General features: G+C 59.7%; 9 protein-coding genes and 1 tRNA gene. 4 read left to right on the top strand and 6 right to left on the bottom strand.

Annotation, left to right across the window (positions count from 1 at the left end; all coding sequences use genetic code 11):
* On the bottom strand, nt 1-1,707 hold the full coding sequence (gene rho, locus AC06DS_RS09640) for a transcription termination factor Rho (RefSeq protein WP_477100632.1): 1,707 nt from the start codon (nt 1,705-1,707) through the stop codon (nt 1-3).
* A gap of 288 nt (nt 1,708-1,995) precedes the next feature.
* On the opposite strand from rho, the gene AC06DS_RS09645 reads away from it, so the two are divergent.
* Nucleotides 1,996-3,666 carry a long-chain fatty-acid--CoA ligase gene (locus tag AC06DS_RS09645; RefSeq protein WP_293789760.1) on the top strand — a complete coding sequence of 557 codons (1,671 nt, stop codon included), beginning with the start codon at nt 1,996-1,998 and terminating at the stop codon, nt 3,664-3,666.
* A gap of 66 nt (nt 3,667-3,732) precedes the next feature.
* Complete coding sequence (locus AC06DS_RS09650) at nt 3,733-4,416, top strand: DedA family protein (RefSeq protein ID WP_477100633.1); 684 nt, start codon at nt 3,733-3,735, stop codon at nt 4,414-4,416.
* On the opposite strand, the gene thrB is transcribed toward AC06DS_RS09650, so the two are convergent.
* The 5 genes from thrB to argS form a co-directional block, all read right to left on the bottom strand.
* On the bottom strand, nt 4,413-5,339 hold the full coding sequence (gene thrB / locus AC06DS_RS09655; RefSeq protein ID WP_293789754.1) for a homoserine kinase: 927 nt from the start codon (nt 5,337-5,339) through the stop codon (nt 4,413-4,415). The two genes, AC06DS_RS09650 and thrB, sit on opposite strands and share 4 nt — an antisense overlap.
* Nucleotides 5,339-6,412: a threonine synthase gene (gene thrC / locus AC06DS_RS09660; protein ID WP_293789751.1), complete on the bottom strand. Its 1,074-nt coding sequence runs from the start codon at nt 6,410-6,412 to the stop codon at nt 5,339-5,341. Before thrC ends, thrB begins: the two co-directional genes overlap by 1 nt.
* Before the next feature lie 151 nt (nt 6,413-6,563).
* Nucleotides 6,564-7,889, bottom strand: coding sequence for a homoserine dehydrogenase (locus AC06DS_RS09665; protein WP_293789749.1), 1,326 nt, complete (start codon nt 7,887-7,889; stop codon nt 6,564-6,566).
* Nucleotides 7,890-8,012: 123 nt separating this feature from the next.
* Nucleotides 8,013-9,428: a diaminopimelate decarboxylase gene (gene lysA / locus AC06DS_RS09670; protein ID WP_477101202.1), complete on the bottom strand. Its 1,416-nt coding sequence runs from the start codon at nt 9,426-9,428 to the stop codon at nt 8,013-8,015.
* Between the two features lie 131 nt (nt 9,429-9,559).
* Nucleotides 9,560-11,230: an arginine--tRNA ligase gene (gene argS, locus AC06DS_RS09675; protein ID WP_477100634.1), complete on the bottom strand. Its 1,671-nt coding sequence runs from the start codon at nt 11,228-11,230 to the stop codon at nt 9,560-9,562.
* 128 nt (nt 11,231-11,358) lie between these two features.
* Here argS and AC06DS_RS09680 point away from each other — a divergent pair.
* Both AC06DS_RS09680 and AC06DS_RS09685 read left to right on the top strand, forming a co-directional pair.
* Nucleotides 11,359-11,431: transfer RNA gene (locus tag AC06DS_RS09680), tRNA-Arg, on the top strand.
* A gap of 461 nt (nt 11,432-11,892) precedes the next feature.
* Nucleotides 11,893-12,117, top strand: coding sequence for a hypothetical protein (locus AC06DS_RS09685; RefSeq protein ID WP_476727481.1), 225 nt, complete (start codon nt 11,893-11,895; stop codon nt 12,115-12,117).
* Nucleotides 12,118-12,122 lie beyond the last annotated feature (5 nt).

Here is a 12,122-nt window from a genome sequence, read left to right on the forward strand (position 1 = left end):
TTAATCCTCCTCGTCCTCGCCCGCCAGAGGCGCGGAGCTAGCAACCTGCAGCATGAACTCCCGGTTGGTCTTGTTCTTACGCAGCTGCTTGATCAGCAGGTCGATGGCTGCTTGCGGGTCCAGCGCCGAAAGAATGCGGCGCAGCTTGTGCATAATGCGCGCCTCCTCCGGGCTGAGCAGCAACTGGTCCTTGCGGGTACCCGACGGGTTGACGTCCACAGCCGGGAAAACTCGACGCTCGGCGATCTTGCGGTCCAGCTTTAGCTCGGCATTGCCGGTGCCCTTGAATTCCTCGAAGATCACCGTGTCGCCAGCAGAGCCGGTCTCCACCATTGCCGTGGCAATGATGGTCAGGGAACCGCCGTTTTCGATGTTTCGAGCCGCTCCCAGGAAGCGCTTCGGTGGGTACAGTGCATTGGAATCCACACCACCGGACAGGATGCGTCCGGAAGCTGGCGAAGAGTTGTTGTACGCACGACCCAAACGGGTGATGGAATCCAGCAAAAGAACAACGTCCTTGCCCTGCTCGACGAGACGCTTTGCGCGCTCAACAGCTAGCTCCGCAACGTTGGTGTGCTCTCCCGGCGGGCGGTCGAACGTCGAGGCGATGACCTCGCCCTTGACGGATCGCTGCATGTCCGTGACTTCCTCGGGACGTTCATCGACCAGCACAACCATCAGGTAGCACTCGGGGTTGTTTGTAGAGATCGCGTTCGCGATGTCCTGCAGGATCGTCGTCTTACCAGCCTTCGGTGGGGACACGATCAATGCACGCTGGCCCTTACCGATCGGCATGATCAGGTCAATCACGCGAGTCGTCAGGATCTTCGGGTCGGTCTCCAAACGCAATCGCTGGTTTGGATACAGCGGGGTGAGCTTCGCGAAGTGCGGGCGTGCCGTCGCCTGCTCCGGGGTGAGTCCGTTAACGGTCTCCACCTGGTAGATCGGCGTGTACTTCTGACGGTTTCGACCGCGGCCGCCACCGTTATTGTTGTTGTTCTTCGGACGAATAGTGCCGGTAATCGCATCACCGTGGCGCATTCCGTACTTACGCACCGTGTTAATCGGCACGTACACGTCGGTCGAGCCTGCGTGGTAGCCGGTGGTGCGGATAAAGGCGGTATTAGCATCAACGAAATCGAGGATGCCGGCGACCGGCGTCAGCTCTTCCGGCTTCTGCTCACGGTTGTTGCCGCCGTTCCCATTGTTATTGGCGTTACCATCGCCACCATTATCACGGTTATCCCGGTTAACTCGGTTATCACCGTTGCGGTTGTTATCCCGCCCACGGTTACGGCGATTACGGCGATTACGGCGATTACGGCGGTTTCCGCGATTGTCCTCACGGCCTCCGTCGCGCCCACCGTCACGGTCGCGGGAACGAGCTTCGCGCTGCTCCGAACCCTGCTGATCGTTCTGCTTAGTTTTCTCTTCGGCGTTCTCGTTGGCCTGGTTGTCTTCTTTGTGACGCCCTTCCGACGCCTCCACAACCGGCTCTTCCTTGGGCTCGCGCACCTTCGTCGGTCGAGATGCTGACGCAGCTCCCCCACCGCTGCCAGCGGATTCAATAGCGGCAATGAGATCGCCCTTGCGGAGACCAGAGGTACCCTTCAGCCCCTGTGCCGCCGCGACCTGGCGCAGCTCCGGCAACTTCAACGAGGCGAGGCCATTGGCTTGGCCACGAGCCAAAATATCGGACAGGCTCACAAAAGTCCTTTCACGTCTGATGCCTTCCATGACCCTTCAAAAGCCTGCGAAGCCCCAGGATCGGCCAGACATGCGTGTTCGACAACAGTTTTAAATTTAACCCAAAGATTGCGGGAATCTTCTAGAAAGATTGCCGCCTCAAAGTCCCAAGATGTGACTGGCGGCGGGTGTAGCGCGGGGTGGCGTCGTAAAGAAAGAAAAGTGGAGAAAACGAGCCTCGCATCCGGCTTCCGTTGCTTACAATAGCACCTCCCCCACGCCCTGCACCTAACGGCTAGGCTGAAACGCATGAAGTCGACAATGCAGGAGATCCCGCTTTCCGTAGCCAGGATTCTGGAGTACGGCGCCAGTGTTCACCGAAATACGACTGTGACCACGTATTTTGATGAAACTGCGGAACAAACCAGCTTCCTGCATATCGGCATCCGCGCCGCTGCCATGGCCAACATGTTCCGTGACGAATTTGGCATCCAGCAAGGCGAGCGTGTGGGAACCGTCCTGCCCAATTGCACCGAACATCTTGAGATCATGCTGTCGGTCGCGTCTATGGGAGCGGTTTTTAGCCCCATTAACCGGCACCTTATGGGCAGCCAGATCACGAGCATCATCAATAAATCCGCTCCACGCGTCCTGGTGATCGACGTCACTTGCAGCGAACAGATCGTGCCCCTCCTCGCAGACTGCCCTTGTGTGGAAGCTGTACTTGTCATCGGCGCCGACCAAGCCCCTACTACTACGGTGCAACAACTCATAGAGGAACTGGGTCTGCGCAACGAACGCCATCTGCGCGTCCTCAATCTGGAAGCCACCTTGGACGGACGCAGCGCCGACTTCGACTGGCCAGCTATCGAAGAGACCGACCCCGCGGCGATCTGCTTCTCCACCGGCACTGAAGGTCCGCCGAAAGGTGTGGTGTACTCCCACCGAGCACTGTGGTTACACTCGATGCAACTGCGCGCCGCCGATAGCTTCAGTATCCGCAACGGCACCAGTTTCCTGTGCGGCGTACCGATCTACCATGTGCTCAGCTGGGGTGTGCCGCTGGCTGCGTTTATGGCAGGCGCCCCCATTGTGTTTACCGGCCATCGTGCCGACCCGGAGCACATCGCGCACGTTGTTGAAGACGCGATGCCACGCCAGGCACACGGTTCCCCCGCCGTTTGGACTGGCCTGCTGGTGCACTACACCAAACACCAGCCGAAGAAGATGAGTCTGCAGGAGATCTACGTCGGTGGGTCGCAGGTTCCCCCGGCTCTCATCGACGCATGGGAGGAACGCTTCGGTGTGGACATCGTCCACGCCTGGGGCATGACCGAAACAGGCCCTGTGGGCACGGTCGCCCACCCTCCGGCAGGCGTAGCCGGCGCCGCACGTGCCAAATATCGCGAAAGCCAGGGTCGCTTCCATGCAGGTATGCGCTACCGCATCGTCGACGATGACGGCAACGAGCTCGAAGCCCATGACCGTAACTCCGGCGAGCTACAGGTGCGTGGCAACACCGTGACGGGATCCTACTATGAGGACGATAGCCCGCGTTTCACTCCCGATGGCTGGCTCCGCACCGGAGACATCGCCACGGTAAACAAGGATGGTTACCTGACGATCCACGACCGCAAAACCGACATCATCCGTTCCGGCGGTGAGTGGATCTACTCTGCGGCACTCGAAACCTACCTCATGGAACCGGCCGCTGTTATCGAGGCGGCGATCATTGGCATCCCCTCCGAAAAGTGGGGGCAGCGTCCGCTGGCGGTGGTGGTACTGGCCGACGGCACCCCCTGGAGCGTTGACACTGCTCAAGAGCTAGCCGACGAACTGCGACAACGTGTTCCAGGTTGGATGGTGCCGGAGAACTGGACCTTTGTTGAGCACATCGATAAAACCAGCGTGGATAAGTTCGACAAAAAAGATTTGCGCCGCCACTTCCGCGAAGGGAAGTTCGACGTCATCACGATTTAGGCGGAGCATAAACCTCACAGCTCGCCTTTAACTATTGCAGATAAAAATAGAGTAGCGTCTTTTTGCATGACCGATGTAACTGTGATGGCTCTAGGGCCACAGTGGCTCGACCCGATGCACTTGCTATCGGGTTCCGGCCCCTTCGGCGCGGCAATCCTGCCCGCTATTTTTGTGATTATCTTCATCGAATCTGGCTTGTTTTTCCCATTCCTGCCGGGCGATTCTCTGCTTTTCACCGCTGGGTTGCTGGCCAGCCAGCCCGATGGTTTTGCACCACTTTGGCAGGTGCTGCTTATCACCCCAATTGCAGCAATTTTGGGTGATCAGGTGGGCTATTGGATCGGCCACCGCTTCCACCCCGCACTGCGCAAGCGCAAGGATGGACGTTTCTTTAAGCAGGAGCACCTACACCGCTCCGAGGAGTTCTTCGCCAAGTACGGTTCGATCACAATCATCCTGTGCCGTTTTGTCCCCTTTGTGCGAACCTATGCCCCGTTGGTGGCCGGAATGTCGGGTATGCGCTACCGGACGTTCATTGTCTTCAACATCATCGGCGGTGTGCTGTGGGCCAGCGGCATCGTCTACCTGGGATCCCTGCTTGGCGGCGTGGAGTTCGTGCGGAACAACATTGAGGCCATCTTCCTCGGTCTCGTTGCGTTCTCCATAGTTCCGGCGCTGTTCGGCGTCGTGCAAAAGAGCCGTAGCGACAAGAAGCAGGCTGCCCTCGCCCCGGCGCCGGCTAATGACTAGCCGGTAACGTCCACCTCAACTGGGCCAGCGACATCTAGCTCTAGAACCTTCATTCCACGCCCCCGGGCTTCCTCCACAAGTGCGTTATCCACCCGCTCGGTACTGAGCACCAGAATCGTCGGGCCTGCACCGGAAAGAAATGCCGGGTACCCCAGGTTTCGCAGGCGGTTCACCCACTCTGCGGTCACTGGTAGCACTTCGGCGCGGTACGTCTGATGCATACGGTCACGGGTGCCCTCCCACAGCAATTCCGGATCGTCGCGCAGCGCGACCGTCATAACTGCAGTGCGAGAAACATTGAAGCGAGCATCCACGTGGCTGATATCGGACGGCAGGACGCGACGAATCGCCTCCGTCGACGCATGGAAATCCGGGATGAACGCAGTGGCCTTGATATCCGGGTGTACGTCGATTCGGCGGGCGTGATACTCCGGCGCAGAAACCCCGTCGATGGGAGTATTCGTCCACGAGACGACACCGGCACCCAGCACGGAAGCACCCGCGTTATCGGGGTGCCCTTCAAAAGTCGAAGCGATCTGCACCTGTGCTTTGTCGTCCAGGGTAAAGCCAGCCAAACCGTTGGCTGCGGCCACACCAGCAGTCGCGGCAGCGGCCGAGGAGCCCAAGCCGCGAGACTGTGGGATGGAGTTAGTGCAGCTCACACGTAGCCCCGGAACCGTCACGTCCGCTTCCTTCAATGCCGCCCTGAGCGCACGAACGACCAGGTGGCGCTCATCTAAAGGCACCTCGCCTTCGCCTTCGCCGGTAACCTCAACGACCAGGCCAGACTCAATAACCTCGGCGGTCACATAGTCGTATAGCCCAAGAGCTAAGCCCAGCGTGTCAAAGCCTGGCCCCAGATTCGCGGTAGAGGCGGGAACCTTAACGGTGGCCTTGCGGCCAACCGGGATTTCGACGCCCATTACTTCAGCCCCAGCGCATCTGCAACAGCATGCGGATCTACGTCGGTGACGGTGGGATCCGGCATCTGGGACAGAGCAGTCGTCGGATCCTTCAGGCCATGGCCGGTGACGGTACACACGATGCGCTGGCCAGCAGTCAATTCACCATTGGCATGTGCGTCCAACAGTCCCGCTACGGACGAAGCGGAAGCCGGCTCAACGAAAATGCCCTCACGGCCTGCGATCAGGCGATATGCCTCGAGAATCTGCTCATCGGTCTGAGCGCGGAAATCGCCGCCCGATTCTTCCTTGGCTGCCACTGCTTGCTGCCAGGAAGCCGGGTTACCGATGCGGATCGCGGTTGCGACCGTCTCCGGCTCCAGCACTGGCTCGCCCTTCACCAGCGGGGCGGCTCCTGCGGCCTGCACGCCCTTCATCACGGGGCGTTGGGTGGAAACGCCGTCCTCGGCATACTCGGTGTAGCCCTTCCAATATGCGGTGATGTTGCCCGCGTTGCCGACCGGCAGGAAGTGGACATCGGGGGCGTCACCAAGGCAATCGACGATTTCAAACGAGGCGGTCTTCTGTCCCTCGATGCGCATCGGGTTCACAGAGTTGACCAGAGCGATCTCTGGGAACTCGGTGGTCGTCTTGCGAACTAGCTCCAGGCAATCATCGAAGTTGCCGCGGATCTGGATGATCTGCGCGCCGTGCATCACGGCCTGTGCCAGCTTGCCCTGGGCAATCTTGCCCTCGGGGATCAACACGGCGGACTTGAGGCCAGCGCGGGCAGCGTATGCGGCTGCGGAGGCGGAAGTGTTGCCTGTCGAGGCGCACATCAAGACCTTCTGCCCCTTGTGATAAGCATCGGTCACGGCAACGGTCATGCCACGATCCTTGAAAGAACCCGTTGGGTTGGCACCTTCGATCTTCAGGTACACTTCACAGCCGGTCAGTTCCGACAGGTGGTTCGCCCGCAGTAGCGGGGTGCCGCCTTCGTTGAGGGTCACCGGCTCCCAGTCCTTCGCGAAAGGCATCCGATCGCGATACATGTTGATCAGGCCGGTCCAATGGTTCAGAACCTTGTTAGTCATGAGTTCCCTGTCGTCTCTTCCCAGTTGTTGCTAATTTTAGAAGCTCTACTTTATTGCCACTGTAGTGCCACAAAGGCGTGCGCAAGCACACCTTTGGTTTTTGACACTGCGTTTGGGGTTAGCGCTAGGGGCTAGCGCTTCAGACTTGTGGTTAGCCTTCCATGCGAATAACAGAATCGATGGCCTTGACCGCCTCCAGTTTCTTCAGCTTGGTAACGGTCTCCTCCAGGTCGCGCTCCTTTGCGCTGTGGGTGATCACAACGAGGCGCGCACCATCGTTGAGCCCTTCTTGACGCACCGTCTTCAGCGATACGCCCTTGTCCGAGAACACGGAGGCCACCTCAGCCAGCACACCCAGACGATCATCGACCTGCATATCAACGTGGTAACGGGTGCGAACTTCACCGAAATCAGCGATGGGCAGGGAGGCATAGGTGGACTCCCCTGGGCCGCGACCGCCGAGCACGATGTTGCGGGCCACGGCCACAACATCACCCAATACAGCCGAGGCAGTCGGACCACCGCCGGCACCGTTGCCGTAGAACATCAGTCGTCCAGCGGACTCGGCCTCGACGAAGACTGCGTTGTAGGACTCAGCAACGCTGGACAGTGGGTGCGAAATGGGGATAAGCGCGGGGTACACGCGCGCGGAAACAGATTCCTGGTTTTGATCGTCCACGAGGCGCTCACAGATGGCGAGTAGTTTGATGGTGGAGTTCGCAGCCTTTGCGGCTTCGATGTCGGCAACGGTGATGTTGCGAATACCTTCCGTATGCACGTCCTCACCGGAGACGCGGGTGTGGAACGCCAGGGAAGCCAGGATAGCGGCCTTGCTGGCGGCATCGAAGCCGTCGACATCTGCAGTCGGGTCGGCTTCTGCATATCCCAGCTCCGTGGCTTCCGCCAGCATCTCGTCGTAGCTGGCACCGCGGCTGTACATTGCGTCCAAGATGAAGTTGGTGGTGCCGTTGACGATGCCCATGACCTGGTTAACCTTGTCGCCAGCCAGGGAGCGGCGCAGCGGGCCGACCACCGGGATGGCCGCGGCGACGGCAGCTTCAAAGAACAGATCCACACCGGACTCGTCTGCGGCGGCAGAGAGCTCATCGGCGTGAGCGGCGATGAGAGCTTTGTTTGCGGTGACCACGGACTTACCAGCGCGCAGCGCTGCTAGCACTACCTTGCGCGGATATTCAATGCCGCCAATTACCTCGATGACGAGATCGATGTCCTCACGGTCAACGAGGGAGAGTGCATCATCGGTTAGCTTTTCCGGATCTACACCCGGGCGCGGCTTGGCTAGGTCGCTGACAGCGATGCCACGTACTTCCAGCTTTCCACCAATGCGTTCGGCGAACTCATCAGCGCGCTCCTCCAAGAGACGTAGTACCTCGGCGCCGACGGTGCCCATGCCCAGCAGAGCCACACCAACGGTCTCGCCAATTCCCTTGCCTGGCTTGAATTTCTGCTCGGTCATGTCGCTCCTTTGTGGGGTCTCAATCGAGTTCTGTCGGTAATTTTCCTTAGGTTATCGCACCAATCTACCGCGCGACTAGACAAAGCTGTCCATTACCCCTATTTTACCTCTCTTAGAGGGGGTCTACTCCTCCAAAGACAGCACGTCATCAATGGTTTCGCGACGAATCATCAAACGCGCTTCACCGTCTGCAACCCGTACCACCGGAGGCCGGGTCATCATGTTGTAGCGGGAGGCCATCGCATAACAATAGGCTCCCGTTGCACCAATCATCAGCAGGTCACCGGGGCGCACGTCCTCTGGCACCAAAGCGTCATTGACCAACACATCACCGGATTCACAGTGAGAGCCCACGATACGCGTCGGCAACAACTCCCCCGCGACCTCCCGGTTCGCCACGCGGCAATCATATTCGGCCTGGTACAGGGCCGGACGGATGTTATCGCTCATGCCACCGTCGACGGAGATATAACGACGGGAAATCCCGTCCGCCACCTCAACATCCTTCACCGTACCCACGCGGTAAAGGGTAATCATCGACGGTCCGGCGATCGCGCGTCCCGGCTCCACGTTAAGGGTCGGTTCGGGCACACCGGCCGACTTCGCCGCTTCGCACACCTTGCTCTTAAGCTCGGACGCCACCTCTTCAACGTCGAGAGCCTCATGATCCGGCATATAGGCGATACCGTAGCCACCACCGAGATCGAGGGTATCCAGCACCGTAGGGGCGTCCGACCCCACGACCCCCACACCGCGCGACGGGTCGACAGCATGATCGTCGTGCAAGGTCTTAATGGAATCCAAAAGCTGCTTCCACAGCCCCAAAAGGCGCTCGGCGGCCAGAGCGAAACCAGCGGCTTCAAAAACCTGAGAGCCTACATGGCAGTGCAGGCCGCGCAGGCGCACGCCGTCGGCGGTATGGCAGGCCATGGCCGCATGGTGAGCCGCGCCGGAGGCAAGAGAGAACCCGAACTTCTGATCCTCGTGACTAGTGGCGATGAACTCGTGGGTATCGACGTGCACACCCGGAGTTACGCGTACTAGTACGTCCTGGGCCTTGCCCAGTTCGCCTGCAACGGCGGACAAAGACTCAATTTCTTGTAGCGAGTCTACGACGATCAGCTCCGCACCTTCGGAAACCGCCAGTCGCAGAAACTCCGGGGACTTGTTGTTGCCGTGGACAGTGATGCGTTCAGCTGGGAAGCCCGCAGCCAGTGCCACCTGGAGCTCGCCTAAAGAGGCGACGTCGAGGGACAGCCCCTCATCCATCACCCAGCGGGCGACCGTCTTCGACAGGAACGCCTTGGACGCGTAGTGGACAAAGCGCCCTCCACCGAATGCCTTGGCCAAGCGGCGGCAGCGGGTGCGGAAGTCTTCCTCGTCCATCACGAAAGCCGGAGTACCGAAGGTTTCCGCGATATCGGTAATCGGTACGCCACCGATGGTGACCTCGCCTGCCCGCTCCCCCGCCGTCTCGCGGCGAAGGGTCTGCGGGTAGACGTGCGCTGGGATCGCGTTGAACTCCGCGGTGTTGGCGATGCGACGGCGCAGTCGTGTGGAGTTCAGGTGAGTCTCCGGATCCAAAGGATTCTCCTAGGTGAGTTGAGTGTGTGTTGGGTGCTGACGTGAGGGCGTCAAAAAGGAGGCAGCGGTCCTCAGTGCTCTCTGGTCTACATGCGCTCCGGGGCAGACACACCGAGCAGCTCCAGCGCGTTGGCGAGAGTCTGGCGAGCCGCAGAGGCCAGGGAGAGACGAGCGGCGAACAACGCCTTGTTCTCTACAACGGTCTGCTCGTCGTCGCTGGGCTTCGGCAAGATCTGGCAAGCGTCGTAGAAGCGGTGGAATGCTCCGGCCAGTGCCTCCGCGTAGCGGGCCACACGGTGGGGTTCGCGCAGCTCCGCAGCGGTCTTCACGACGGCTGGGAACTCACCCAAGGTACGGATGAGGTCGCCCTCGCGGTCGTGCGTCAGCAGAGCTAGATCGGCGCCTTCACGGGTGACACCGAGATCCGCTGCCTTGCGTCCCAGGGAGCACAAGCGAGCGTGTGCGTACTGGACATAGAACACCGGGTTGTCGTTGGACTGCGAAGCCCACAGATCCATATCGATATCCAAAGAAGAATCGACGGAGCTGCGGATCAGCGCATAGCGGGCGGCATCCACGCCGATGGCCTCCACAAGGTCGTCCAAGGTGATGACAGTGCCAGCACGCTTCGACATACGCACTGCCTTTCCATCCTTGACGAGTTTTACCAGCTGACCGATGAGCACCTCGACCTGCTCCGGGTCGTAGCCCATGGCTGCAGCTGCTGCGCGGAGACGGGCGATGTATCCGTGGTGGTCGGCGCCGAGCATGTAGATGCATAGATTATGGCCACGGTCGAACTTGTCGGCCACGTAAGCGATATCACCGGCGATGTAGGCCGCGTTGCCGTCGGACTTGATGACCACGCGGTCCTTGTCGTCGCCGAAGTTAGTGGAGCGCAGCCACCAGGCACCGTCGGCTTCATAAAGGTTGCCGTTGTCCTTGATCTTCTGGATCGCCGCTTCGACGGCACCGGACTCGAACAGGGAGTTTTCGTGGAAGTACACGTCGAACTCCGTACCGAACTCCGCCAGGGTGCGCTTGATATGGGCAAACATCAGATCCACACCTTGGGAGCGGAATAGCTCCTGTGCGTCCTCTGCGCTGAGCTGCTGCCAGCCGGGGTTTTTCTCCACGATCTGCGAGGCAATGTCCTGAATGTAGTCGCCGCCGTAGCCGTCTTCCGGGGTAGGTTCGCCCTTCGCAGCGGCCAGCAGGGAGCGGGCAAAGCGGTCGATCTGTGCGCCGTGGTCGTTGAAGTAGTACTCGCGGGTAACTTTCGCGCCGCGGGCGGTCAGCACTCGTCCCAGCGCATCGCCCACGGCGGCCCAACGTGTGCCACCCAGGTGGATGGGGCCAGTTGGGTTTGCAGAGACGAATTCAAGGTTGATGGCGGTTCCGGCGAACTCATCGCCGTGGCCGAAATCTGCACCGCTAGCGAGGATCTGCTCGACAATCTTGCCTTGTGCAGCAGCCGCCAGGCGAATGTTGATAAAGCCTGGACCTGCAACGGTGGCCTCGTCGATACCGTCGTGGCCGGCGAGGGATTCCGCGAGCCAGGTACCGAGCTCACGAGGGTTCGTACCGGCCTTCTTGGCGACCTGCATAGCGATGTTCGTTGCGTAGTCGCCGTGCTCCGGGTTGCGTGGGCGTTCCACGGTGGCGCCTTCCGGCACCACGGAGGAATCCAGGCCGTGGGCATCCAGGGTCGTGCGGGCAGTTTCGGTAATCAGTTCAGACAATTCAGCAGGAGTCACAGCATTAAACACTAGCAGTGGAGTCGAGCCGCTCACGCAGTGGTGGAGGTGATTAAACTACTGCCCTATTGCAGTGCTAGACTTTCAACCCGTATTGACGTGAACGTGAAGTGAACCGCCAATACGGCGCCTTCGTAGCTCAGGGGATAGAGCACTGGTTTCCGGTACCAGGGGTCGTGAGTTCGAATCTCGCCGAGGGCACGTTGTCAAGCCTCGGGACGTCGCTATTGATTTTGTCCCGAGGCTTTTGCTTTTGGATTGCCCTAGTGGAGGAGGTTACTTTTCCGATTTAGCCGGGGGCAGCGTCATGGCTTTAACTCCGGCGAGGATATGGCCACGATGATCCGCATGCTGGGTATTCTTAAGAAAATTCTTTTTATTTCTCAAGGAGATCGACCATGCGCCGCGCGAGTACTTTCGCTCTGGTTTTAACATCCGTCCTTGCCCTGTGTGGTTGTGGTTCCGGCGGGGATGACTCAGGGGATGTGCAGACCACTACCGTAACTGCGTCCCCAGAAACCACGACAAGTACGTCCAAAACGAAGAGCTCAGAAGCTAAATCCCCCACCCCCACTCCGGGCGGTCCACAGCAAAAGACGACCACGAACGGTGAGGCTGTCATTGGGCACACTGAAGCTCCAGGTCAGGCTGCCCCTTCAGTAATGAACAAGACAATCGCATCCTGTGGCGATCCCTCACTTCACGAAACTGGCACAACATTCTTTACCGATGGGACGTCAGGTTGGACTCAGACCTGTGCCAACAAAATGATGGCCGCTCGTCCCGCCGAGCCGGCTCCCGCCCCAGGCGATTCCTATTACGAGGGCTACAACGATGGCTATAGCGACGCACAGGACTACGACTACGGGTACGAGGAAGGCTACTGAGAGAA

The sequence above is a fragment of the Corynebacterium sp. TUM25015 genome (assembly GCF_056393505.1).